The 25,401-nt window shown below is 59.7% G+C and carries 23 protein-coding genes; 11 read left to right on the top strand and 12 right to left on the bottom strand.

The features are described 5' to 3' along the window. The first annotated feature begins 24 nt into the window (after positions 1–24). Genes GRX64_RS19595 through GRX64_RS12125 form a run of 4 tightly spaced genes read left to right on the top strand, consistent with a single transcriptional unit; the run spans position 25 to position 4,498 of the window. On the top strand, positions 25–1,098 hold the full coding sequence (locus tag GRX64_RS19595) for an oligopeptide/dipeptide ABC transporter ATP-binding protein (RefSeq protein WP_427901657.1): 1,074 nt from the start codon (positions 25–27) through the stop codon (positions 1,096–1,098). Beyond that, the gene (locus tag GRX64_RS12135; protein ID WP_166267553.1) at positions 1,095–2,168 is read left to right on the top strand and encodes an alpha/beta hydrolase family protein; all 1,074 of its coding nucleotides are present in this window, start codon (positions 1,095–1,097) and stop codon (positions 2,166–2,168) included. The genes GRX64_RS19595 and GRX64_RS12135 overlap by 4 nt, the downstream gene beginning before the upstream one ends. 32 nt (positions 2,169–2,200) lie before the next feature. After that, the gene (locus GRX64_RS12130) at positions 2,201–3,064 is read left to right on the top strand and encodes an alpha/beta fold hydrolase (RefSeq protein ID WP_166267551.1); all 864 of its coding nucleotides are present in this window, start codon (positions 2,201–2,203) and stop codon (positions 3,062–3,064) included. Between the two features lie 24 nt (positions 3,065–3,088). Continuing rightward, on the top strand, positions 3,089–4,498 hold the full coding sequence (locus GRX64_RS12125; RefSeq protein ID WP_166267549.1) for a lyase family protein: 1,410 nt from the start codon (positions 3,089–3,091) through the stop codon (positions 4,496–4,498). 123 nt (positions 4,499–4,621) lie between these two features. On the opposite strand, the gene GRX64_RS12120 is transcribed toward GRX64_RS12125, so the two are convergent. The 12 genes from GRX64_RS12120 to GRX64_RS12065 all read right to left on the bottom strand — a co-directional run bounded on the left by GRX64_RS12120 (position 4,622) and on the right by GRX64_RS12065 (position 18,809). Continuing rightward, positions 4,622–4,993 carry an acyl-CoA thioesterase gene (locus tag GRX64_RS12120; RefSeq protein ID WP_166267847.1) on the bottom strand — a complete coding sequence of 124 codons (372 nt, stop codon included), beginning with the start codon at positions 4,991–4,993 and terminating at the stop codon, positions 4,622–4,624. A gap of 138 nt (positions 4,994–5,131) precedes the next feature. Further along, the gene (locus GRX64_RS12115; RefSeq protein ID WP_282433950.1) at positions 5,132–6,595 is read right to left on the bottom strand and encodes an NAD-dependent succinate-semialdehyde dehydrogenase; all 1,464 of its coding nucleotides are present in this window, start codon (positions 6,593–6,595) and stop codon (positions 5,132–5,134) included. Positions 6,596–6,682: 87 nt separating this feature from the next. Beyond that, the gene (locus GRX64_RS12110) at positions 6,683–7,813 is read right to left on the bottom strand and encodes a zinc-dependent alcohol dehydrogenase family protein (RefSeq protein WP_166267545.1); all 1,131 of its coding nucleotides are present in this window, start codon (positions 7,811–7,813) and stop codon (positions 6,683–6,685) included. 33 nt (positions 7,814–7,846) lie between these two features. Next, positions 7,847–8,521, bottom strand: a complete 675-nt coding sequence (locus tag GRX64_RS12105) for an ATP-binding cassette domain-containing protein (RefSeq protein WP_166267543.1) — start codon at positions 8,519–8,521, stop codon at positions 7,847–7,849. 1 nt (position 8,522) lies between these two features. Beyond that, on the bottom strand, positions 8,523–9,299 hold the full coding sequence (locus GRX64_RS12100; protein ID WP_166267541.1) for an ABC transporter ATP-binding protein: 777 nt from the start codon (positions 9,297–9,299) through the stop codon (positions 8,523–8,525). After that, the gene (locus tag GRX64_RS12095; protein ID WP_345790077.1) at positions 9,296–10,240 is read right to left on the bottom strand and encodes a branched-chain amino acid ABC transporter permease; all 945 of its coding nucleotides are present in this window, start codon (positions 10,238–10,240) and stop codon (positions 9,296–9,298) included. The genes GRX64_RS12100 and GRX64_RS12095 overlap by 4 nt, the downstream gene beginning before the upstream one ends. Beyond that, a complete protein-coding gene (locus GRX64_RS12090) occupies positions 10,237–11,136 on the bottom strand; it encodes a branched-chain amino acid ABC transporter permease (RefSeq protein WP_166267539.1) in 900 nt (299 codons plus the stop codon). The genes GRX64_RS12095 and GRX64_RS12090 overlap by 4 nt, the downstream gene beginning before the upstream one ends. A 67-nt stretch (positions 11,137–11,203) precedes the next feature. Further along, positions 11,204–12,529: an ABC transporter substrate-binding protein gene (locus tag GRX64_RS12085; RefSeq protein ID WP_166267537.1), complete on the bottom strand. Its 1,326-nt coding sequence runs from the start codon at positions 12,527–12,529 to the stop codon at positions 11,204–11,206. A gap of 44 nt (positions 12,530–12,573) precedes the next feature. Then, positions 12,574–13,941 (bottom strand): ABC transporter substrate-binding protein, encoded by a 1,368-nt coding sequence (locus GRX64_RS12080; RefSeq protein WP_207308792.1) that lies wholly within the window; start codon positions 13,939–13,941, stop codon positions 12,574–12,576. Positions 13,942–14,158: 217 nt separating this feature from the next. Further along, on the bottom strand, positions 14,159–15,514 hold the full coding sequence (locus tag GRX64_RS12075) for a sigma-54-dependent transcriptional regulator (RefSeq protein ID WP_235937655.1): 1,356 nt from the start codon (positions 15,512–15,514) through the stop codon (positions 14,159–14,161). Beyond that, complete coding sequence (locus GRX64_RS12070; RefSeq protein ID WP_166267535.1) at positions 15,489–17,249, bottom strand: sensor histidine kinase; 1,761 nt, start codon at positions 17,247–17,249, stop codon at positions 15,489–15,491. The genes GRX64_RS12075 and GRX64_RS12070 overlap by 26 nt, the downstream gene beginning before the upstream one ends. 636 nt (positions 17,250–17,885) lie before the next feature. Next, positions 17,886–18,809 carry a peptidoglycan-binding domain-containing protein gene (locus GRX64_RS12065; RefSeq protein ID WP_166267533.1) on the bottom strand — a complete coding sequence of 308 codons (924 nt, stop codon included), beginning with the start codon at positions 18,807–18,809 and terminating at the stop codon, positions 17,886–17,888. 313 nt (positions 18,810–19,122) lie between these two features. On the opposite strand from GRX64_RS12065, the gene GRX64_RS12060 reads away from it, so the two are divergent. The 7 genes from GRX64_RS12060 to GRX64_RS12030 all read left to right on the top strand — a co-directional run bounded on the left by GRX64_RS12060 (position 19,123) and on the right by GRX64_RS12030 (position 25,401). Continuing rightward, a complete protein-coding gene (locus tag GRX64_RS12060; protein WP_166267531.1) occupies positions 19,123–20,265 on the top strand; it encodes a 4Fe-4S dicluster domain-containing protein in 1,143 nt (380 codons plus the stop codon). Further along, positions 20,262–20,726: a cyclic nucleotide-binding domain-containing protein gene (locus GRX64_RS12055; RefSeq protein WP_166267529.1), complete on the top strand. Its 465-nt coding sequence runs from the start codon at positions 20,262–20,264 to the stop codon at positions 20,724–20,726. Before GRX64_RS12060 ends, GRX64_RS12055 begins: the two co-directional genes overlap by 4 nt. 2 nt (positions 20,727–20,728) lie before the next feature. Beyond that, positions 20,729–21,559 (top strand): FAD/NAD(P)-binding protein, encoded by an 831-nt coding sequence (locus GRX64_RS12050; RefSeq protein WP_166267527.1) that lies wholly within the window; start codon positions 20,729–20,731, stop codon positions 21,557–21,559. A 1-nt stretch (position 21,560) separates the two neighbouring features. Continuing rightward, on the top strand, positions 21,561–22,343 hold the full coding sequence (locus tag GRX64_RS12045; protein ID WP_166267525.1) for an NADH-quinone oxidoreductase subunit B family protein: 783 nt from the start codon (positions 21,561–21,563) through the stop codon (positions 22,341–22,343). Next, positions 22,333–23,622, top strand: coding sequence for a Ni/Fe hydrogenase subunit alpha (locus GRX64_RS12040; RefSeq protein ID WP_166267523.1), 1,290 nt, complete (start codon positions 22,333–22,335; stop codon positions 23,620–23,622). The genes GRX64_RS12045 and GRX64_RS12040 overlap by 11 nt, the downstream gene beginning before the upstream one ends. Then, positions 23,615–24,166, top strand: a complete 552-nt coding sequence (locus GRX64_RS12035) for a hydrogenase maturation protease (protein ID WP_166267521.1) — start codon at positions 23,615–23,617, stop codon at positions 24,164–24,166. Before GRX64_RS12040 ends, GRX64_RS12035 begins: the two co-directional genes overlap by 8 nt. A 269-nt stretch (positions 24,167–24,435) precedes the next feature. Then, complete coding sequence (locus tag GRX64_RS12030; RefSeq protein ID WP_166267519.1) at positions 24,436–25,401, top strand: universal stress protein; 966 nt, start codon at positions 24,436–24,438, stop codon at positions 25,399–25,401.

Here is a 25,401-nt window from a genome sequence, read left to right as displayed (position 1 = left end):
GTGACCCATGACACGGCAAAGCCATTGACGGTCGAAACGGCCGCCCATGAAGGCGCCGCCGGGCCATCACAATTACCCAAACCGACGGTTCTGACCGTAGAGCAGGTCAGTTGTACCTTTTCGGTTCGCCGAGGTCTTTTTGGCAAGCGTAAGCCGCTCAAGGCGCTGAACGAGGTGAGTCTGAGCATTGAAAAAGGCGAGATTCTGGCGCTTGTCGGCGAGTCCGGTTGCGGTAAGACGACCCTCTCTCGGACCATTATGGGGCTCCAGTCACCCAGTGGCGGCTCCGTCATCCTGAATGGACAGCGCATTGAAGACCTGCCCCCGTTGCAACGCGCCCGGATGATCCAGCCGATTTTTCAGGACCCATATTCGTCACTGAATCCGCGCAAGACCATCGGGGACATCATCGGCAAGCCGCTGGCGGTGCACCGGATCGGTACCAAAGCGGAACAGCGTGCGCACACCCATCGCATGATGGAGCTCGTCGGGTTACCGGCCCGAGTGTTCAACAGCTACCCGGATCAGCTCTCCGGCGGCCAGCGCCAGCGGGCGGCGATCGGCCGGGCATTGATCATGAACCCGGAGGTTGTCATCTGCGATGAGCCCACATCGGCGCTGGATGTCTCGGTGCAGGCACAAATTCTGAATCTTCTGCTCGACCTGAGGGATGAGTTGGATCTGACCTATTTGTTTGTCACCCACAACCTGTCGGTGGTCGAGCACATGGCCGATCGGGTCGCCGTTATGTATTTGGGTGAAATCGTGGAGTGCGGTGATCGGGACCAGGTGATGTCCGACCCCAAACACCCCTACACCCGCGCGCTGATGGACTCGGCGCTCAGTATTTCGCCGGGTGAGACGGTGCCGGATCTTGGGCTCTCGGGTGATTTCCCCAACCCGATAAACCGGCCGTCCGGGTGCTCGTTTCACCCTCGTTGTCCCATTGCGGAGCAACAGTGTCGTGACAAAGCGCCAGCGTCCGAACTGATCGATACCACTTTGGTTAAATGCTGGAAGGCCGGGGTTTCAGTCGGCCGGTCCGGCAACCCGTCAATCAACGAATCCAACAACAATATGGAGGAATCCGCGCCATGAAGACGATCGCTGTTTTGCTAGTTGGGCTGTTTTCATTCCTTGCCGGTTGCCAGACCATGGCACCGGGCAAGGCCGCTTATTCGGAAGACGCCGAGACGGACGTTTTCCAGTCGGACACCTTTGAAAGCTATGGCTCATTCGTGGTGGCCGCGGGCACGGATGAGAAGCCCGTTGACATGAGGCTCTGGTACTCCCGCCCGGACGAAGTGACGGCGAATACGCCCGTGGTGCTGGTCATGCATGGTGGTCGGCGTAATGCGGATGTCTACCGGGATTTCTGGGGTTCTTACGCCAAACAGTACGGGGTTCTGATTGTGGCGCCGGAAGTCTCTGAAAAAGACTTTCCAACAGGGTGGGGTTATCAGACCGGTAACTGGGTCACGGCGGATTCGTCGTCCGTCGACGACACCAAAGGCGAGCGGAACCCACCGCAACAGTCCACCTTTGCGGCGGTGGAAAGGGCCTTTGACCAACTGCGCAAAAAATTTGGGCTGACCACCGCAGAGTACGACATCTGGGGCCATGGCAGCGGCGCCCAGTTTGTCACCCGCATGGTCATGCTGTGGCCGCAGGCCAGAATCCGCACCGCGGTCGCCGCCAACTCCGGTACCTATACCTTTCCGGACTGGAGCCTGCCATTGCGCTACGGCCTCAAGAACACCGGCATTGAAGAAGCGGATCTGAAGCCAGCGTACGCTCATCACCTGGTCGTTATGCTGGGCACCGGCGACAACGATCCCTCCCACCGCCTCTTGAGCAAACTGGAGATCGCCCGGGCACAAGGCGCCCACCGCCTTGAAAAGGGCAAGAACTTTTACTGGGTCAGCAAAGCCAAGGCGGAGGAGTTGAACGCCGAGTTTAATTGGGAGATCCGCACGGTTTATGGCATCGGCCACAGTGGCCGAGAAATGTCGGAGGCCGGCGCCAAATACTTGCTGGCCGGTAAGGTGGAGGAGCCGTTGTTTTCCGGCGACCGGGCGTCCAGTGAGGAGGACAGCAGGCCAAGCGAGATTGACCAGTTGCTCCAGGGCTCTGATGAGGGCGAAGACCCCTTTTCGGTCGCTGAATAAGTGTTCCATTCCACGGCACAGAGAGTTCACACATGAACGATGTTCTTGGTTCCGGAAGGCCAACGCCACGAGACCGCGTCCGTCTGGATCACGGTTGGCTCAGCTTTCTTGACGGCGGTCGGGGTGAACCGGTGTTGTTCCTTCACGGTCTTAACGGCAATGCCTCGAGTTGGCAGGGACAACTCCAGGCATTGGCGCCGCAGATGAAGATGATGGCCTGGGATGCGCCCGGCTATGGCAACTCGGATGTCGCGGGCGATTCCGTGGCCGAGCTGGCCTGGGTGGCCATTGACTTTATCAGGCACGCCTCGCCGGTACCGGTGAGTATTGTCGGCCACTCCATGGGGGGCTTGGTGGCCATGAAAATTGCCACGCTGGCCCCCGACCTGGTCAACCGCCTGGTCCTTTCCTGCACTCACGCCGGGCACGGGTTAAGCCGGGACGGCGGTGCCGATGAACGCTACCGCCGACGGCTGGCAGAACTCAGGGACCTGCCGCCCGAGGTCTACGGCGAGCGCCGCGCAAAAGGCATGCTGCCAGCCGGCACGGCCGGGGAGGTGTTCAACACTGTGGCGCAGATCGCCGCCGAGTCCAGGGCGGAGGGCGTCGCAGCCGCCGCCTGGGCCATTCAGACCGCGGACCTGACCCCCGACCTGAAGCGGATTCGGGCGCCCACACTGGTGATCACCTGTGACCAGGACAAGGTGGCCCCGCTGACAAAGGCTCAGCCTTTGTTACAGATGATTCCAAACGTGCGACACGTCCAACTGGCCGGGCTGGGTCATGCCCCTTACATTGAGGATGCCCCGCAATACAACGCCGTCATTTCGGATTTCCTCCTGCTGGACAACGTCAGGGCCGGCGTAACTGGGTCGGGTCAGTCGCCAACCGACTGAATCGAGTAATCAAGAAGGTATGTTATGAAGACGACACCTCAGAATGAGTCTGACCCTTCGTCTGGACGAAAACCGGTTGGTGAGCTGTTCTCGATATCGTCAAAAATACAGGCGTGGCTGGATATTGAGGTGGCCTTGGCCGAAAGCCAGGCCGAGCTTGGCATGATTCCCATCGAAGCGGCTGAAGAAATTGCGCATAAAGGTAAGCTTGAATGGATTGACCGGACGGCGTTATTGGCGGATATAGAGATCACCAAAGCGCCTATTGTTTCTCTGGTCCGTTTCCTCGCAGGCGTCTGCGAGCGGGGTGCGGGCGATTATGTGCATTGGGGGGCGACCACCCAGAACGTCATGCAAGCGGCGGAAGTGCTGCTGATCCGTGAGTCCCACCAACGATTGCTGGGGCATCTGGCAGGGTGCCTGGACGCACTGGCAGTGCAGGCTGAAAATGGGGCGGAGTTGGTGATGGCGGGGCGAACCCAGCGCCGTCATGCGTTGCCGATTACGTTCGGCTTCAAAGTCGCGGCCTGGATTGATGAATTGCTGCGGCACGAGGAACGGTTGCGAACCGCCGAGCCAAGAGTCTTTACGTTGATTTTTGGGGGTGCTGTCGGCGCCATGCATTCATTCGGCGACGCGGGCGAAGCGTTGAGCCGGAAACTGGCCGACAAACTGGCGCTCGGCTGTTTCGACGTTCCCAGTCGATCGGTCAATGACCACATGGTGGAGTACGTGTTGTTGCTCGGTTTACTGGCGTCCTCCTGCTCAAAAATAGCTCAGGAACTCTACGTGCTGATGTCGGAGGAATATGGCGAAGTCTATGAAGACCTGGGCGCCGACGTTGTTGGCAGCAGCACCATGCCGCAGAAGGTTAACCCGAAACTGTCCGTCAACGTTATTGCCGTGGCGGCGCAGCTTCGGGCCCAGGTGAATCTGGCATTGGACGCCGGGCACATCAGTCATGAAGGCGACGCGGTGCCGAGCAAAATTCTCTACTCAGCCATCGACACGGCCTGCCCGCTGGCCATTGAGATGCTGGCGGGTCTGGAAGAATTGCTGACCCGGGTTCGGCTGGTGCCGGAGCGAATGCGAGCGAATCTTGGCCTGACCGGTGGCATGATTAATTGTGAAAACGTGATGATGAAACTGGCCAGTCATGGCATGGGTCGACAAGTCGCTCACGATGTCGTTCACGAGGCGGCCATTCACGCTGCCCGCACCAATCGTCCCGTGGCCAATATTCTGTCTGACAACAAATTGATCAACGCCGTCATGCCAAAGGCAGAGGTCATAGCGGCCCTGGCCCCGGAGTCTCACCTGGGTGACAGCGTCCGACTGGCGGGCAAACTGGCCGGCCGGGCCCGGCACCAGGCCGGGCTCGTGCGCCAGAGGGTGGCGGCGCTGGGGCATGGAGAGGCACATTCGGCGCCTTAATGTGCTGTGTAATGGCGACGAAGAGCCTGGGTTATTGCTCGGGGCCATCATGGTCAGGCGAACTGGGACGGACTCTTACTTCAGCCACTTTGTGCGGCATGGCAACATCCGTTGCCTTGGTATTCAGTTTGCCAGTATCCGCTCAAGTGCTGCCCGAATTTCACCGGGGATGGGGGCCGACGCATTCTCCTTGCGGTCCACAAACACGTGCACAACCTGCCCGAATGCGGCCGCTTCGGGATCGCCTGCTCTGAAAATGCCGACCTCATAAGTCACCGAACTTCTGCCGATTTTCACCACCCGCAGTCCTGATTCGATGGCCTCTGGGTAGGCGACCGGTTTTCGGAACTGACAGTTGGAGCTGACGATATATCCCACGATGGGGGCGTTGTGAATATCCAGGCCCCCATCCTCGATCAGGTAGCGGTTTATGGCGGAGTCGAAGTAGGAATAGTAAGTGACATTATTAATGTGCCCATACACATCGTTGTCCATCCATCGCGTGGTGACGGGGTAAAAAATGGTGAAGTCTTCGCGTTGCACTGTCGGGCTCCTGACAATTCCTTAGGCTGGGTTGTCCCGTCGTGATTCTGGCGCAAAGCCGCGACGGCGATCAACCGAGGGCGTCTAACGTTATCGCATACCACCGAGACAGAGGTACTTGAGTTCCATGTACTCGTCCAGACCATAGCGGGAACCTTCCCGGCCGAGACCGCTTTCCTTGATCCCCCCGAATGGTGCCACTTCCGTTGAAATGATGCCTTCGTTGACGCCGATCATACCGGCCTCCAGTGCCTCGGCCACATGCCAGATACGGTGGATATTGGTGCTGTAGAAGTAAGCGGCGAGCCCGAATTCGGAATCATTGGCCAGGGCGATCGCCTCGTCGTCGGTTTCGAATCGAAACAACGGTGCCACCGGACCGAACGTTTCCTCGCTGGCGATCTGCATGTCCTGGGTCACACCGGTGAGAATGGTGGGCTCGAAGAAGGTGCCTCCCAGGGCATGGGGCTTCCCGCCCAGAGCGATGTCAGCACCCTTCGATGTGGCGTCGGCAATATGACGTCGCACTTTTTCCAGTGCTGCGGGGTTAATGAGCGGTCCCTGGTGAGTGTCACCCTCAAGACCGGCGCCAACCACCAGCATGCCAACAGCGACCTTGAGCTTTTCGACGAACGCGTCATACACACCGGATTGAACGTAGACCCGGTTAGCGCAAACGCAGGTCTGGCCCGTGTTGCGGTATTTGGACGCCATCAGGCCTGCGACCGCGGCATCGAGATCGGCGTCGTCAAATACAATGAACGGTGCGTTCCCACCCAGTTCCAGGCTGACTTTCTTAACCGTTTCGCTGGCCTGACGCATGAGGAGTTTGCCGACGGGGGTGGATCCGGTAAAAGACAGTTTACGCACGCTGGGGTTGCCGGTCAGTTCATCGCCGACGGCAGCGGCATGCGCCTTCGAGCAGGTGATGATGTTGATCAGCCCGGCCGGTATGCCGGCTTGCTCGGCCAGCGCGGTGATGGCCAGGGCCGAGAGCGGCGTGTCTTCCGCCGGTTTGACCACGACCGGGCAGCCGGCCGCCAGGGCCGGTGCCACTTTGCGGGTGATCATGGCAATCGGAAAATTCCAGGGGGTAATCGCTGCAACAACACCGACGGGCTGTTTGATCACCACGATACGCTTATCTTTGCCATGCCCTGGAATCACATCGCCGTAAGCACGCTTGGCCTCCTCGCCAAACCATTCGATGAAGCTGGCCCCATAGGCAACCTCGCCTCGGGATTCGGCCAACGGCTTACCCTGCTCAGCTGTCATCAGGCGTGCCAGGTCTTCCTGGTTGTCGAGCAATAGGTTGAACCACTTTCGAAGAATAATGGCGCGCTCCTTGGCAGGAGTGCTGCGCCAAGCCGGCCAAGCGGTTTCGGCGGCCTCAATGGCCAGTCTCGTGTCGCCGCCATCCATATCGGGCACGCTGGCCAGAGGCTCGCCATTAGCCGGGTTACTGACGGTAAGACTCTGACCGGAAAGGGCCGAGACCCACTGCCCGTTGATATAAGCGCGCTCGCGGAGAAGAGCTGGATTCTTCAGTTGCAGGGACATAGTTTTCTCTCATCAAGCGTGTCGGTCCGGACATCAGTCCGGGAAACGGGCCCCGCTCGCGTCATCCAATCAGATGGGGCTCTAATCAAACAGGATAACCTGGCGGACGGCCTTGCCGGAGGCCAGCCTTTCAAATCCCTCGTTAATCTCGTCCAGCGTTAGCGTACCGCTGAGCAGTTTGTCCACCGGCAGCTTGCCCTGACGAAAAAGGGTGACATAACGGGCAATATCACGCACGGGGACGCAGCTGCCGACATAGCTGCCTTTCAGGGTTCGTTCTTCAGCAACCAGACTGACCTGCTGGATGGCGACTTTCTTATCCGGGTGGGCTAGCCCCCCGGTGACAGTCGTGCCGCCACGACGGGTGATCTGGTAGGCGAACTCCAGGGCCTTTTCGGATCCGGCCATTTCGATGGCGCAGTCCACACCGCCACTGGTCAGGGTTTTTATCTTCTCGATGCACCCATCTTCGCCAGAGTTGAAAACGTGGGTGGCGCCCAGCTCCTTCGCCAGCGCGAGCTTGCTGTTGTCCAGATCGATTGCAATTACCTCCCCGGCCCCGGCCACCAGGGACCCCAGCACACTGTTCAGGCCGACACCGCCGAGGCCGATGACGGCTACTGTCTGACCGATCCGGATGTTGGCTGAGTTGATAGCGGCACCCACACCGGTCAGTACCGCACAGCCGAACAGGGCCGCGTGATGCAGGGGCAGTGCCGGATCGACTTTGACCAGGGAATCCCGTGACACCACGGCATGATCGGCGAATGCTGAAACCCCCAGGTGATGATTGATCGCAGTACCATCGGACCGGTGCAGTCGATGTTCGCCACAGGCCAGGGTACCGGCGTTGTTGGTTTTTGCTGCCGGCTCGCACAAAGCGGGCCGGCCTTCTGCGCAAGGGGCACAGTGGCCACAGCTCGGTACGAAGACGGCGACCACATGATCCCCTTGTTTCAGATCGCGGACCCCGCTGCCGACCGATTTTACAATACCGGCGGCTTCATGGCCCAGCGCCATGGGGACCGGGCGCGGACGGTTACCATCGATCACTGACAGGTCGGAGTGGCACAGACCGGCGGCTTTGATCTGGACCAATACTTCATTATCACCGGGCGGGTCCAGCTCCAGCTCTTCAATGATGAGCGGTTTGGTGTCCTGATAAGGGCGCTCTGCACCAATGGCTTGTAGAACGGCTGCACGAATTTTCATTGAGATTCTCCTTGAGTCTTCGTCATTCGGCTCTTAGTCCGCTGACACAGGCGCGTGTTCACGACCCGCCGAAACGGAACCGCGTTCGATTCGCCAAGTGGTGTCTACCAGGTCCGCGGAGTGGGTGTCGTCCGATTCTGCGATTAATACCGTCAGGCCCTCCCCACGCAGGTCTGCTATTACAGAAGATAGTCGCTTGGCGAGCACCGGCGCGACCCCTTCGAAGGGTTCATCCAGCAGGATCAGCTCCCGGCCTGGTATCAGGGCGCGGGCCAGGGCGACCAGTTTTTGCTGGCCACCGGAAAGTTGAAGGGCCTTGCGCGCTCCAAAATCAGCGATTTCCGGCATCAGGGAGAAAATCCATTTCAGCCGTTCTTCACCGTCCTTGATTTTGTTTGCCCAGGCCGGCATCAGTATATTTTCGGTGACGGTCAGTTCCGGAATCAGGCGACGGTCCTCCGGCATATAACTGATCCCCATGCTGGCGCGGTTATAGGACGCAAAGCGGGTAAGGTCTTTCCCCTTGAACTCGATTTTTCCGCCATCCGCCGGTAGCAGACCCATGATGGCCTTGATCAACGTCGTCTTGCCGGCCCCGTTATGACCAATCAGGCTGGCCATCTCCCCGCTGGGGACAGTCAGGTTTATATCACGCAGAATACTGATCTTTTCGATCGAGACGTCAAGGTGGGTGATGATAAGACTCATGTCAGACGTCTCCCTGCTCGGTTTGCGGTTGGTGGCGTTTGCCGGTCACCAGCTCCTGTACCTGTGCATCCGCCAGAACCTCGTCGACTGCGCCATCCTTGATGACAACGCCGCTGGCAAAGGCCAATACCCGGGTGACGTAGCGCTGGATGATCTCCATGTCGTGCTCGACAAAAAGCACGGTCAGACCGCGCCGACGAACCACCTCCATTACAGTATCCATAAGGTTGTACTTCTCGTCCGTGCTGACACCGCTGGTGGGCTCGTCCAACAGCAACATCTTCGGATCACCCAGCATGGCGATGGCAATGTCCAGCAATTTGCGGGCACCCTGGGGCATGGCAGTGACCATTTCATTGCGGTATTGAGTGATATTCATCTGCTCCAGAATGTCGTCGGCCGCCGAAATACGCTCCGGTGTACGCACCGGGCGGATCATATTCAGTTGCCTGCCTTCCGCCGCAGACAGAGCAATCGCGAGATTGTCCAATACGGACAGTTCCAGAAACAGCTGTGGAATCTGGAACGAGCGTGCCAGACCGCGGCGCATGAGTTTCCGGGGGCCGAGATTCCCAATAGGCTGACCGCCGAAGTTGATGATGCCGGAGGAGGGGGGCAGGTAACCGGTGACCATGTTGATAAAAGTGGTCTTGCCCGCGCCATTGGAGCCGATGACCCCGACAATTTCACCGTCGGTAATGGTGACGTTAATGTCCTCTGCGGCGACCACCGCACCAAAATAGCGTGACAGGCCTTGCGTTTTTAATATATCGGTCATGCCTCAGCCCTCCGCTTGCGGGTAAACAGGCTCCAGATACCTTTTGGCAGGAACAGGATGATCAGCAACAGAACAACCCCCAGAATGAGCTGCCAGGAATTCGGGAACAGCTCAACCGCGTAGGTTCTTACCAGGATAAAGATGAACGCCGCAATAAACGGTGCCGCAACGTGACCGGTCCCGCCCAGCAGTGCTATGAATACAAACTCACCAGAAATTGTCCAATAAGCCATGGTGGGGTCGACATGTCCGGCGGTCAGAGCGGTCAGTGAACCGCCAATGGACCCCAGAGCGGCCGCAATAACGTAATTGATGTACAGCACCTGGCGCCGCGAGATACCCATATATTCAACGCGGACCTCGTTCTCGCGGATTGCCTCGCAGGCCAGCCCGAGACTGGACTGGAAATAGCGATTCAGGAACAGCGCCGCGGCCAGGGCAAGGACAATTGCCAGCCAGAGAGCGGTACTGCTCTCGTGGCCCTGAGCCGGCTGATAACCCAGAATCGACCAGTCCACCACGCCAAAGCCATCGGTGCTGCCAAGCCCATGGCTCTTCACCAGGATGCCGTAGAGGATCATGGAAAAAGCCAGCGTGAGCATGGCGAAAAAGATTTCCCTGTAACGTGTCAGCAACAGCCCCAGCACCATGGCCAAAGCAACGGTTGCTAAGACGCCCAGGCCAATCAAGGCCAGCGCATCGGTGACATCCAGGAAGCGTCCGCCGAGACCAACAGCATACCCGCCCATACAATAGAATAGCCCCTGGCCGAAGGAAATCAGGCCGGCGCGCATCAGCATGACCACTCCCATGACGACGAGGGCGGCGGCAATGGCCAGTGTTGACGTAAAGACGAGCCAGTCAGGACTGATGAACGATGACAGTCCAAGCACCAGGGCCGCCACAATCAGCAATACTTCTGATTTTTGCAGATGCATCATATTTTCCTCGCAGTGGCCTGACCGAACAGTCCGTTGGGGCGGAAGATCAGGACCGAAGCCATGACGGCATAAATGATGAACAGCTCCAGTTGCGGCATGGTGTGGATCGAGGCGGCCCTGGCAAGACCGACGATCAGTGCCCCGATGGCGGCACCGGTTATGCTGCCCAGCCCTCCGGTCACGACGACCGCAAAGGCGACCACAATGACCTCAACTCCGATGCCCGGAACCACAGAAATAATAGGCGCGGTAAAACCGCCGGCAATCGCGCCGAGGCCGGCTCCGATCACAAAGGTCATGGTAAACATCCGGCGGACATTGACGCCCATGGCCTCGGACACTTCGCGATCGTGAATAATGGAACGCAGTATCTTCCCGGTGCGGGTTCGTTCAAGCCAGAACCACAGGATGGCACCGACCACCACGGATACACCAATCACCATGATCTGATAGCCGGATACGCTCAGTACGCCGAAATTGAAACGGCCCAGGGCGGCGTACGGCTGATAGGCAAAATAAGGGGTCGTTCCCCAGGCCAGCTTCATAAGGTCTTCGAGTATTAACAGCAGGGCAAAAGTAACAATCAGCATCAGTACTTCGTCACGCCCATACATCAGGCGCAATACTCCCCGCTCCATGATCAATCCGGCAATGGCTCCGATAACGATGGCGCAGCCGGCAAGCAACGCGAAGGCAATCCAGAGTTGATCCCCACCATTGGCGTAATACCAGCCTATGGATGACGCTGAGGCGTAGGCACCAAGAGCGTAGAGGCTGCCGTGAGCCATGTTCAGGATTCGCATAACGCCATAAATGACGGTCAGCCCGGCTGCGACAAGAAACAGCCAGGATGCGTAGATAAGGCCGTCTATAAGAATTGCCCAGATGGTTAGCATCTGCGTCTACTCCTGTTGAAAAGAGTTCCGGTGCCCCACTCAGGCGCACCGGAACCAGGGTGGTGGATCAGTTGCAATCGGCTTGCGGGAAGCCACTCTTGATCCACTCCTGGGCATCGTGACCATCAGGTGGAGACACGCAGGCACCGGAGTAGGAACGAATGTTGCGAAGCTCCGGGCCGGTTTCCGATGAATAGTAGTATTCTCCGTAGTACATCGGCTGCAGAGCCTGGTGACCATCAGCCAGGGCCATGCGCACAGTGCCACTCACAGATTCGAACGTTGCACTTTTAAGCGTAGACGCCAACTGCTCGTCCGACGGCTTACCCTCAGCGCCGGAATTGTCCGCTGCGTACTTCAGGGCCAGCAGAGCCTGAGCCATCTTCGATGATGGGTAGCTCGGTGGCACGCCATGTTGCGCTTCATAGGCTTTCGAGAACCATTCGCTCAGATCGTTATCCGGCATGAACGCACCGAATGGCCCACGACCACCGAGAATGGTGCCGTCAGGCGCCTGGCCTTTGAATCGGTTAAAGCCGGATTCACCGGTGGTCAGCAATGCGGTTGCCTGATCGAGAAGGCCGCGCACATTGGCCTGAGCCACGAACGCTTCCATGTCACCACCCCACATGCTCGAATGGATGATTTCGGGACGGTTGGTCTGGAGTGCTGAAATCTCGGTGCCGTAACTGCCCTGGAAAATCTGCGGCGTCTGATTGTCCACAAACTCAGCACCTGGCATTAATTGTTTCATGGAGAGCTGGAAATCGTTCCAGGAATCCTGACCCCAGGCATAGTTTTGCTGGATACCGGCCACCCGTGTGATGTCCGGGCGGGTTTCTTTCAGATAGTGGGCGGCGCCAACATTATCTGCAGTGGCATCGAGGCCAGTCCGGAAAAAGTACTTTGGACTTTCCAGTTCCGGGAAAAGTCGCGGTGTGCCACAGTCAAAGGCGATGGTGAACGTCTTCAGCTCTTCGGCGACCGGGCTGACGGCCAGGCAATCACCACTTGAGATGTAGCCAATTACGGCATCGACGTTCTGACGCTGGACCAGGTTACGGTATTCCTCCACTTGTTTAGTCGGTCCACCGGCTTCGTCGATGACCACCGACTCCAGTTGCAAGCCATTAATACCCTTGGTGTTGTAGGGTGCCGGCAGGGTGCCTTCGTTGATGGCCTTGATCACGGTCTCCGCGGCCTGCGCCGCCGGAACCCCGAATGGTCCGGATGCACCGCCTGACAGGAAGGTCACCAGTCCGACTTTGAAGGTGTCTTCCTGGGCGCTGGCGGAGCCAGCGAAGCCCAAGATGCCACCGGAGGCTATGGCCAGAGAGGTGGCGGTGCCCAAGAGCGTCCGCTGCCAGGATTTGGGTTGTAGGGAGTGTCCCATTGTCTTCTCCTTCATTGTTATTGTGAAAAACAGCTGACGAGAGGTCAGTTGTCGTATTCACCGCGTCGCTTCTTGACGAGAGCGGGGGACGGTTTCAGGGATTCAGCATCGTAAATGTGCCAGTTACCCAGCATGACCTGGGCCGGCGGATAGTGAGTGTTGGGTACCGGTGTGCCGACGGCCTGCGCCTGGACAATCTGGTGGGTGCCCGGATCAATATAGGAAACATAGCCCTCTGGATCTTTGGGCAGGCGGATGCGTAAACCTTCCAGCGCCGAAATCATGGCTTCGGTGTCGGTGACCTTGCCGGCCTTGCGAATGGCCAGGGCGATGGTAAGGATGCCTGCGTAGGCACCTTGCGCGGGGTAACTGGGGTAGTGTCCTGACAGGGCGTGGAAACGATTGACGAAATGGCGGTTGAGCTGAGTGTCAGGCCAGTTCACATGGTGCCGGGCGGACAGAATGAGCCCTTCCGGGGCCTTTGGGCCCAGACTGACCAGGGTTTCGTAGTCACCGCCCGCATCCAGATTGGCCACTCGCATCTGCTTGAATAAACGGGTGGTGCGGGCCTGCTCAATGAAGGCTGTGAAGTCCCCGCCCCACAGCGACACCACCAGCACGTCCGGTGGCGATTCAAGCAACGCCTGGATGTAAAGTGAGTAGTCCGGTTCGTAGAGTTTGGGCCAGTAAGTGCCTGTCACCTCATAATCCACCCCGACTAGCCCCAGGGCCTGCTGGAGGTCGCGCCAGGCGACCCGGCCATACTCATAGTCGGGTCCGAGGAAGGCCAGCTTGTTCCAGCCGTTTGTCTGTTGTAATTCTTTCAGGTAACGGGCACCGGCGGCGTGGGAATACCAGGTATCGCTGGAGACCCTGAAGTAGTATTTGTGGCCCTCCTCCAGGGTGGCCCTCGAGGAGGCGTGATCGGTACCGATCAGAATGGTTTTTCGCTCTTTTGCCAGACGACTGACGGCCATGCCCACACCCGAACTGACCATGCCGCAGAGGATGTCGGCGTGATCCTGGTGAATAAAGTCTTCCGCCATGCGAACAGCAAAGGAAGACTTGGAACGGGAGTCGTCCACGATCACTCGCAACCTGGGCGAGTCAGGATCAGCCGCGAGTTCTTCAAGGGCGAGTTTGATACCGACGATGCTGTCCTTGCCATAATTGGCAGAGCGACCTGTCATCGGGAACATGCAGGCGACGGTAGCGTCTGCGGTCTCTTCAGGTGCGCCGAGCTCGGCCCGCCCTACAAAAGGTGTGACCTGTGCAGGGACCGTCGCGTGCCCCGAGCTCATAACGAGCAGCATAACGAAAGCAACACTGGCATTGGTCAGCAGACCACCCAGGAAGGTGATTGTGCAAAGGATGATCGGCGCTTGGCGTAAGCGAGCCCGCAGTCCAGGCAAGTCAGTCTCCCCAGCCAGAATGTTCCGGCATGTGGTTACGTGTTTTTATTGTGAACCAACTGACAAGGTAGTAAGCAAAACGGGTGCCAGTGTCGGTGTCGGGCGCTTTCAGGCGGGGCGCCCGTCGAACGAGGCTTCCCGGTCTGAACATCAGGCGGTTTTATGAGCGCAAAGCGCTCAGGCGGGCGACCCATAAGAGCGATTTGCGCTCAATTGCTCAGGTGATACCCAACCGTTGCAGACGGCGTTTGAAAGCGTGCCGGGAAAGCCCCAGCTGTTCGGCGGCCCTACCCTTGCGGCCGCCGGCTTTTTCCAAAGCCTCCAGCACCAATTGGCGTTCGGCACGCTGCAGATGCTGGTCAAGGGAGGCGGCCGTCGAGGTGGGATCATTCCCGCGCGACTCGCCGACAGCGTGGAATTCGGCGGGAAGGTGCTGCCTTCGGATCAACTGGCCGGGGTGGAGAATGGTCAGGCGTTCCACGAGATTGCGTAACTCGCGAACGTTGCCCGGCCAGCTGTAGGCCAGCAGCAATTCCTGAGTTTCCTGAGGGATCGTGATGGGGCGACAGCCTTCTTCCCGGGCTTGTGAGTCAATGAAGGCGTCCAGCAGTTCGCGAAGGTCATCGTCCCGCTCACGCAGTGGTGGGACGGTCATCTCAATGACATTGAGCCGGAAATAGAGATCATCCCGAAAATGGCCCAGGCGGACTTCCTCTTCCAGGGAACGATTGGTGGCTCCAATTACCCGCACATCCGCGGTATGGTTGCTGCCGCCGCCGACGGGACGGTAGTCGCCGTTTTCCAGAAAATGCAGAAACTTGGCCTGCAGGGCGAGGGGCAGTTCGCCGATTTCATCGAGAAACAGGGTGCCGCGATGGGCCAAAGCCACCAGACCCGCGCGCTTTTGGTGAGCGCCGGTGTAGGCCCCTTTTTCGGCACCAAACAGTTCCACTTCGATGAGTTGTTCCGGTAAGGCGGCGCAATTGATCTCGACAAAAGCCCCGGCGGATCGCACGCTTTGCTCATGAATGGCTCGGGCCACGACGGCCTTGCCGGTGCCGGATTCACCCAGCAAAAGAATTCTGCCCGCACTGCTGCCGGCGACGCGCTGGACGGTCTGCCAAAGATGCGCCATGGCCGCACTGGAGCCTACCAGGCCGGATGAAGTGGCCCCCCGGGTGCGATGGTAGGTGATCTCCTCCTGCATGCGGGTGCGCTCGGTGATGTTGCGGATCAGGTGCAGCAATTCGTCAAGGGCAAAGGGTTTGGTGAGATAGTCGGTTGCGCCGGCTTTGACCGCCTGCACCGCCGCCCGGGTATCGCCATGGGCGGATATCATCACTACCGGCAGTTCGGGGTACAGTCGGGCGGCTTCGAACAGCACATCCATGCCGCTCATTTCGGGCAGCCGCAAATCAAGCAGCACCAGGTCTGGCAGGCTGTCTTCCATGGCGGCAAGGCCCGCTTCACCCGAATAGGCGCACTGGCTGTGAAACCCAGCCTGATTCAGGGCGAAGGTGAGTGAGCGGACAAAACTTTTTTCGTCATCAATGATCAGGATCTGTGAAGGCATGTCGATTGTCAGCAGGTCGTTGTTTTTGTGTATTGTGCGCCATCAAAAGGTTATCACTATTTGCCGCCGGCAGGGTGACGGAAACGGTGGTGCCCTCTCCCTTAGTGCTCTGGATGAGCAAGTCACCCCCGTTGAGTTTGATCAACTGGTGCGTGATGCTTAATCCGAGACCGGTGCCTTCCTGGCGCGTGGTGAAGAAGGGTTCCGTGACTCGTTGCAGGACACTTTCATGCATGCCGCTACCATTGTCAGTGACATCCACGGTGGTCCGGTCTCCGTTGCGGAACGTTCGTAGCTGAACGACACCGCCCGGCTCGCAGGCCTGAATAGCATTGGCCACCAGGTTTACCAGGCATTGGATCACCTGATCCGGGCTGGCGTACACGGATTGTCTTGGATCGCCGCTGGTGCTTACCGTCACATGGTGAGTTTCTGCCAGCCCGGAGGTGAGCACGGATGCATGGCGGAATATCCGTCTGATATCGACTGGCTGAGGCGCCCCGGCAACTGGGCGGGCGTAATCGAGCAAGTTACCGACCACTCGGTTGAGCCGATCGATTTCATCCTCCAGCGAGATCAGCAGATCCCGTCTTTGGTCATCGGCTTCGCCTTTCTCCAGTGCTTGCACTGTCAGCTTGATAGTGGCCAGCGGATTGCGAACTTCATGGGCGACCCCCGTGGCAAACTCCCCGAGCACGGCCAGTTTTTCCGCCTGGACCGTACGCTGGATCATCTCTTGCAGACGGTCTGCCATGGCATTGAAGGCATGGGCCAGCACATCGATCTCATCCTTATCATTCTTGGGTGCCGACAAACGAAATTTCAGATCACCGGAGGCAAAGGCTTCAGCGCCTTGGGTCAGTCGGGCCACCCGCCGACGCAGGCTCCTCGCCAGCGCCCAGAATAAAGCCACCGTGCCGAGGACCATTACGCTGGCCAAAGCGTAGAGTCCGAGCTGGGCATCCCGCAATGGACTCAGGATTTCACTCGCGGAAACCACGTAATCAATACGCCAGCCGGGCAGCACTTCCGGCCCGGTACGCAGGGCCTCTGGCGTGGTTGTCTGCAGGTTGCCGGTAGCATCGATCAGGTCGCCAGCGGGTGTGCGCAAAAAGAAGGTCAGAATGCCCGCGAGATTTTCAGTGCGCATCAATTCGGTGAGCGACGCTAACCGCACGTGCAGACCAATGGAGCCCTTGATCGCTTGGTCTGCACTGTTCCGCAAAGGTTGACGGATTAACAGCCAGGCGGGGCCGTCGCCGCCTGGCAAAGAGGGACCGATGATCTCGCTGTTGCCAAAAGTAACGGTAGGCAGGCCCTTCAGTGTCCAGCTCTCACGGTCCCAGTAGGGGCTACCGGAAGCGGCCTGGCCAGGAATGACATCGGTCAGTGCCTCATTGCCATCGAAAAACAGAACACCGTAGAGATCCGGTGAATCCGCCTCCACCCTGACTAATTCTTTGACACCCTCGGGCACCGCATCGTTATAAGAAAGGTACAGAGGGGTAGAGGGATGGGTGGACAGGGTTTCGAGCTGGTAGATCCGGTTTTCGATGAAACTGGTCAGACGATTGACGTTGCCGGCGACCTGGGCCTCCAGGCGCTCTCCGGCGAGACGTTCCGTCAGCAAGTCCGAGACTGCGGCGTAAAGCGCGCTCAGTAACGCAATCGAACCGACCATCAGGGTCAGTGAAAGAAGAGTGTAACGGCCCACCAGACTGAATCTGGGTTTCATGGCAACCTCATTTTAATTTCAGACAGCGATAAAACAGACCTTTACTGTCTTGTCCGCTCCCCAGAAAAAGAGCAGGTCGCATGGCAAAGAATGCCGCCACTCGTGGGTACAAATTCACTTACAGTGGATCTCCAACCGTCGTTCAGGGACCTTGGGCCATCCGTTGGCGGAAACTCAAAACACAGCAGTCAGCGTGATGGGTCTTGGCGTCGCTGGCAAGGCCCACCACTTCAATCATAGTTCCATATTCTACAGGCCGCAGTGTCGTAACGCGGGTGATCAGCTCAATGTGTTGAAGAACGTTGGGATAGGCGACTCGGCAGAATCCAGGATCGATGGGTTCGCGGGTGTCGATTAAAGCGCCAATGCAAAGGTTGTCGTAAGTAAAGCAACGGCCATTGCAGGGCATAACCGCTTGGATAAGAGCGGCCAGTATTTAAAGGTGGGGCACGGACCTTGAAAAGGATTCGATCGAATGGCTTTTCGACAGCGGGCTTCGTAGCTGGGCAACCGATCAGCCACCGAAACAGCCCATCACGGTGGGCCGGCTTGAAGTGGACGATGGCGCGATCACCGATCGTCTTCTGCCGCTTCCGGTGCGAGCAACAGGGTGCTGAGCGTCAGCGCCTTGTGCTGTCAGACGATCCACCCGAACAGAAAGTCAAACAGCGAGCTGAAGAAATCGCCGCCACGGGCGCCAGTTTTCTGAGGTTTTTGCTCGTTGACGCCGGTCTTGGCGACGTCGGCTTCCGGTGCGGAGGCAGGTGCGAGGGCTGGTGAAGTCTCGTGCGTGGTTGGCGCCTCCACCGACAATGTTGTCGCAGGGGCACTCTGTTCTTTGGCGACCTCGGTTGCCACTGGGTCGGAGAAGGGTTTGGTCGGTTTGGCTTCCGGCACCGGTGCCGGCTCGGCAGACCCCGTGTCACTCGAAGCGGCGGCCACAACGGGCGTGTCCATTACCGGTGGTGCGGGCTGGGGTTCGGCGGCCGGGGGTTGCGCGGGCCGGGCAGGCGCTGACCGGGTTACGGTTGGCTTCCGGTCCGGTTTGGGCGCGGTCCCAGTGGCATTGCGGGGCTCGGGTTTGGCGATCACGGTCGAGTGGGCCGGTTCCGGTTTGGCGCTTGCCAGCGCTTGCGGTGCTGGCTCGGGTTTTGGTCTTGGCTTGGGCTCAGGCGCGGACGCCCATATGGTAGCCGGTACGGCTGAATAGCCGTGGCTCGGCGTCAGGCCCAAGGCGTTCAACGCCGCGTTGGGAGTCGCAAGCGCATTGTCACTGACGGTTGCACCCTCGTACGCAATCCCCAGCGCCTTCAGCGTATCGGGGTCCAGGTTGCTGGTGGCCTTCAGCCCCTTGGTACCGGACTGAAAGCGCTTGATCGCAGCACGGAGGTCGCCGTCCAGCCAACCGTCCGCCTGACCAATGTCATAGCCACGCCCATACAGGGAGTTTTCGGCGGCGAAAATGGTATTCACTGACGCGGCGTAAACGTTCGTGGTCAGTGATACGGCGACGGCGATGCCGACGCTGAAACGCTTCCAGGTGGATCGAGTCTGATCCATGGGGTAAATCCTCCGATGATTGGCCTGCGAATGAACGTGGGTGACCGCATCAAACTACCAATAAAAGCGACAGTCGCCCATGACGCAGTTAACGTACTGGTGCAAAAGATTGGGAAGAGCTGACTTCGTTACAGCGCCGGGTTTGAAGGGTTTGAAAACAGGACCGAAACTGCTGCCGCCTACCTGCGACTGGCCCTGCGCTGTGTCGGGCGCGAGTGATCAATTATTGACCAGGGTCAACGCCTCCCCAGGCGTGCAGAGGCATAATCCAAAAGTGGGCTGTTTCTGGGTTTGATCGGCGGGCCAGGCGGACATGGACGACTACAACGATACCGCAGTTATCACATCCGAGGGCCTGCAGTGCCTGATTGAAGCACTGCTCAACCGAAGCTATCAGGTGGTGGGACCTCAAATTCGTGATCAGGCCATTGTCTACGACACACTGACCGATATTGACCAGTTGCCGCAGGGCTGGAGCGACGAGCAGGACGGCGGGCACTATCGATTGCGTCCCCGGGCTGATGGCGCTTACTTTGGTTATGCGGTCGGCCCGCATTCCTGGAAGCGCTTTTTGTACCCCCCGCATCAGAGCCTCTGGCAGGCAAACAAGGACGGTGACCGGCTTTACTTCAAAGATGAAAGGCCGGATCCGCCCCGCTTCGCTTTTTTGGGCGTGCGGGCCTGTGAACTGAACGCCATCGCCATTCAGGATCGGGTGTTCATGGGCGACGCCTATTCCGACCCCGACTATCAGGCGCGCCGGGAGGGCACTTTTATCGTCGCGCTGAATTGCAGCGAGGCGGGCGGGACCTGTTTTTGCGCATCCATGGCGTGCGGTCCCGAGGTCAAAACAGGGTTTGATCTGGCACTGACCGAACTCCTGAACGAAGGGCCCCACCGCTTTCTGGTTGAGTCTGGCTCGCCGGCAGGTCTCGAAGTCATGGCCGAGCTGCCCCGGCGCAACACCACCCGGGCGGATCTACAGGCGGCGTGGGCCGTGGTGGAGAACACCCGCCGTAGCATGGGGCGCACCATGCCCGATACGGATATTCCGGCGTTGCTGCTGGACAATTTAACCCATCCCCGTTGGGACGATGTGGCGCAGCGCTGCTTGAGCTGTGCGAATTGTACGATGGTTTGCCCCACCTGCTTCTGCAGCACCGTTGAGGACAGCTCGGATCTGGCGGGCACCACGGCAGAGCGTCATCGCCGCTGGGATTCCTGTTTTACGGCGGATTTTTCATACCTTCATGGCGGCAGTGTCCGCCAATCGACACGGTCGCGCTACCGGCAGTGGATGACCCACAAACTGGCCACCTGGGTGGAACAATTCGGCAGCTCCGGGTGTGTCGGTTGCGGCCGGTGTATTACCTGGTGTCCGGTGGGGATTGACCTCACCGAGGAAGTGCGCGCGATTCACGACACCTCACCAAAGGGCAAGGGAGAGGCGAGGTGAAAGACATTGCCCAACTGGTGGGCGAGCACCCGTTTTTTCAGGGGCTGGATCCGAGTTTTTGCCAGTTGGTATGTGGTTGTGCCCGTAACGTGCGGTTCGAACCGGGGGAGTACCTGTTTCACGAAGGCGGCGACGCCGACCAGCTCTACCTTATCCGCCATGGCCGGGTGGCCCTGGAAATCGCAGTGCCCGGAAAATGGTCGTTGAGCTTCCAGACCTTGCAGGACGGTGACCTGGTCGGAGTGTCATGGGCGGTGCCTCCCTACCATTGGGCTTACGATGCACGCGCCATCGAGCTGACCCGCGCCATCGCCGTGGATGCCCGCTGCCTGCGTCAGAAATGCGACGCCGACCCGGCCCTGGGCTACGAGGTTCTGCAGCGGCTGTTGCCCATACTGATTTCCCGCTTGCAGGCCACGCGGCTGCAGATTCTCGATGTCTACGGCGACAGGGACCAGTAACCATGCCGCCGCCCGACTTCATGATGCCGATGCCGGTCAAGGTGATGCAGCGCCGACAGGAACTGGCGACCACCTGGACACTGGACGTCGAGACGGGCCCGGATGAGCTGGCTGCCTTCACACCGGGTCAGTTCAATATGCTGTACGTATTTGGCGTGGGAGAGATCCCGGTCAGCTTCAGCGGCGACCCGGCGGGGCGGGATCGGCATTGCTTCACTGTGCGAGCCGTGGGACCGGTCTCCCGGGCACTGACGGAATTGCCCATAGCCGCCAGTCTTGGCAAACGTGGTCCTTACGGTACTGGCTGGCCGCTGGCGGCAGCGGAAGGGGCAGACCTGGCGCTGATTGCCGGAGGCTTAGGACTGGCGCCCCTGCGGCCAGTGCTCTACCACGTGTTGCGTTACCGGCAACGGTACGGTCGAATCACGCTGCTGTACGGCACCCGCAGCCCGAGCGACATCCTGTTCCGCGACGAGCTGGACGGCTGGCGGCGGCGACAGGACCTGGAGGTGCGGGTTACCGTCGATCACGCGGGCAGCGAGTGGCCTGGGCAGGTCGGAGTGGTGCCGGCGCTGGTGCCGACCCTCGGCTTCGATGCCAGCAACACCGTGGCGTTCTTGTGTGGTCCGGAAGTCATGATGCGCCTGACCGCCAGTGCGCTGTTGGATGCCGGGTTGGCGCCAGCGGGCATCTACCTGTCCATGGAGCGCAACATGAAGTGTGCGCTCGGGCATTGCGGCCATTGCCAGTTTGGTGGCGTATTTGTGTGCAAGGATGGGCCAGTGCTGCCGTATCCTCGTTTGCGCGGGCTGCTCAGCCTGCAGGAGCTTTAAGATGAACCGCCCCGGTCGCAAGCCCCGCCTGGCGGTATGGAAATTTGCCTCGTGCGACGGTTGCCAGCTCAGCTTCCTGGACTGTGAGGACGAACTGCTGGACATTGCCGGAGCGGTGGACATTGCCTATTTCCCCGAAGCCATGCGGGGACCTATTCGCGGCACCTACGATGTGTCCCTGGTGGAGGGTTCCATCACCACCGCCGGTGATGCGAAACGCATCCAGAGGGTCCGCCAGCGGTCGCGCACCCTGGTGACCATCGGCGCGTGTGCCACCGCCGGAGGCATTCAGGCACTCCGTAATTTCGCCGATATTGATGCCTTCGTGAACGTCGTTTATGCCAGCCCCGAGTACATCGCCACGCTGGCGACGTCGACCGCCATTGCCGATCATGTACCGGTGGACTTTGAGCTGCGCGGGTGTCCCATCAATAAGGTGCAGCTGGTGGAAGTCATTTCGGCTTTCCTGTGTGGGCGCCGGCCGGTTACCCCGGCGCACAGCGTCTGTATTGAGTGCAAGCTGCGGGGCACCGTGTGCGTCATGGTGGCCCACGGCACGCCGTGTCTTGGGCCGGTCACCCATGCCGGCTGCGGGGCCCTGTGCCCCGGGTATAACCGGGGTTGCTATGGCTGCTACGGGCCCAAGGAGAACACTAACCTGCCGGCGCTGAGCGGACAGTTGGCGACGCTGGGCATGACCCGCCCCGAGCGGCTGCGGTTCTACCGGAGTTTCAATGCCGGGGCCGCGCCCTTCCAAGAGGAGAGCCAGCGCCATGAGTCGTAGGACGATCAGTGTGAATTACCTGGCCAGGGTGGAAGGCGAGGGCGCTTTGCGTTTGACCATCAAGGATGGCGCGGTGCGGAATGCGGAGCTGCGTATTTTTGAGCCTCCGCGCTTCTTCGAGGCGCTGCTGCGGGGGCGATCGTATACCGAGGCGCCGGATATTACCGCACGCATTTGCGGCATTTGTCCGGTGGCCTACCAGATGAGCGCTGTACATGCGATTGAGGCTGCCTTCGGCCTGCAGCTCGACAGGCCACTGCGAGACTTGCGGCGGCTGCTCTATTGTGGCGAATGGATTGAGAGTCATGCCCTGCACATTTACCTGCTGCACGCCCCGGACTTTCTGGGCTATGCCGGTGCGGTGGACATGGGCCGCGACCACCCGGCTCTGCTGCGCCGGGGGCTGGCACTGAAGAAAGCCGGCAATACCGTGATGGCCCAGTTGGGCGGGCGAGAGGTTCATCCCATTAACGTGCGCGTTGGTGGATTCTATCGCGCGCCCAGGCGCCGCGAACTGGCGCCGCTGGCCGAAACCCTGAAGCGGGCACGCGAGGATGCACTGGACACGGTCCGTTGGGTCGCCGGTTTCGACTTTCCCGAGTGTGACCGGGGCTACCAGTTTGTGGCCCTGCGCCACCCCGACGAATACCCCATGAATGAAGGGCGCATCGTGTCCAACCGCGGGCTGGACATTGCCGCCGGGGATTATAACCACCATTTTGTCGAGTCCCAGGTCCGCCACTCGACCGCTTTGCATTCACACTTGCGGTCGCAGGAAGCCTATCTGGTGGGGCCCTTGGCCCGCTACAGCCTCAACCACGACCGCCTGGCACCGCTGGCCCGGGAAGCCGCCGCCGAGGCGGGGCTGGGCACCACCTGCCACAACCCGTTCCACAGCATCATTGTGCGCAGTGTGGAGGTGCTTCACGCCTGCGACGAAGCCCTGCGTCTGATCGCAAATTACCAGGAACCGGCAGCGCCCGCGCAGACGATAGAACCGATCGCCGGAGAGGGCTGCGCCTGTACCGAGGCCCCCCGGGGGTTGCTGTTCCACCGTTACAGACTGGATGACCAGGGCATTATTCAGGACGTCCAGATCGTGCCCCCCACGGCCCAGAACCAACCCAGTATCGAGGCGGATCTTAAAGTGTTGGCCAATGACTGGCTGGATCTGCCCGACACGGCCCTGCGCGCGCGGTGCGAGCAAACCGTGCGCAATTACGACCCTTGTATTTCCTGTGCCACGCACTTCCTGAACCTGGAGGTGCGCCATGAGTAACAGGCCCGGTCCGGTCCGGATCATCGGGGTTGGCAATGCCGACCGGGGCGACGATGCGGTGGGCCTGGTCGTGGCCGCGACACTGCGCAAACAGCGGAGCAGAGAGTTCACTGTGTTGACGAACGATGGCGACATCGGCCGGTTACTGGATTGCATGGCGGGGGCCGACTCGGTGTTACTGGTCGATGCCGCCCGAACCGGCGCGACACCTGGCAGCCATTGTTTTTTTGATGTCACGGAAACCCCCTTGCCTCCGCTGTCGGGAGCGGCCTCCTCCCACGCACTGGGGCTGGCGGACGGCATCGAACTGGCTCGGTCTCTGGGTTTGCTGCCGCCGGACTGCCGGGTCTGTGCCATTGAAGCGGCCTCGTTCGAAGTCGGTACCGGACTGTCGCCCGCGGTCGCAGCGACGGTCGGATCGGTGGCCGAAGCGCTGCTCAGCGCTGTCGCTACGAGGCTGCAGGCGCGGGCCGGGTTGGCGCGGCACGGCTCAACGGCTGTCACCGCCGAGTCCCGGCCAAGTGCTTGCGACCGGCCCCGTTAGCGCACGCCGGATGACTGACCGCAGGTAGGCACCGCCGCTAACTCGAGTGAGCTGCTGTGAATGGTCGCGGCTTGAGCTTTCGCCGTTGATTTTGTCATTCACATGGAAATAGGAGTTTGGCTGATAAAGCCGCCAGAAGTAATTGGATATAACGGTAGTAGGCCGCGCGTATTTGTTATGGGCGGGCGTCGGTTGCCAGCTCATGGTCAGCGAGGTAATGGATTGGCGCCAGCCTGCGGGGCCTTCCGCATCGCAAAGGAGGCGAGTTTATGTTCGAGCGTATTGTTATTCCATTGGATGGGTCCTGTCTTGCGGAGTGGGGCCTGCCTCATGCCATCAGTCTGTCGAAAGCGTTTAATGCCCAGTTGGTGCTGGTTCGCGTTATCAACAGTGAGGAGTCCTCCGGCAACGGTTACCCACCAGATCCGATCACCTGGGAAGCACTGCGGGCGGAATCAAGCGCCTATCTCGATACCGTAGCGTCCCGACTCGGGGGGCTGGGGCTCAAGCCCAGGGTCATGACCCTGGAAGGCGAGCCCGTGGACCAGATCATCGATTTCGTTCGCCGTGACGGCCCGACGCTATTGGTCATGACCAGTCACGGTATTGGTGGCCACAGCCATTATATGCTGGGGAGCGTGGTGCACAAATCGGTTCTTCACGCGCATGTATCCTTTTTGCTCGTGCGAGCATTCAGTGAACAGTGTGGGTTGCTTGAAGAGCAGCAATACACCCGTTTACTGGTGCCTTTGGATGGTAGCAAGCGCGCGGAATGCGTACTGACGCCCGTGGAGGCGCTGGCACGGGCGGATGGCAGCGATGTGCTGCTGGTGTCGGTTGTGGAATCGCTCTCCGAGCGTTACGGACTGCTGCCACAAGACGAGCGTCGCATGTTTTTGGAGGAGTTGGAGCAGCAGCAGCGTGTAACGCTCGAACGCTATCAGAATCGTATTCGTGAACGCTGGGCACAGGAGGGGCTGCGGGTTGAGGGCCAGGTGGTGTCTGGGCAGTCACCGATCATGGCGGTCTGGAACCTGACCCGTAAAGGTCAGGTGGACCTGGTGGTGATGGCCGCGCACGGGCATTCCGGCATCAACCACTGGCCGTTGGGGGCCTTGCCGCTGAATGCCCTCATTTACGGTGAAACTCCGCTCCTGGTGATTCAGGATCTGGAACCGAACGAGATCAAGCCCACTCGCGCTGACGAAGATGCCAGCGAAGTCTGGGGGCATTGA

This window comes from Marinobacter caseinilyticus, from assembly GCF_011074955.1.
GTDB lineage: Bacteria > Pseudomonadota > Gammaproteobacteria > Pseudomonadales > Oleiphilaceae > Marinobacter > Marinobacter caseinilyticus.
The sequence above is the reverse complement of the archived record's forward strand: the minus strand, read 5'-3'. Positions and strand labels throughout refer to the sequence as shown.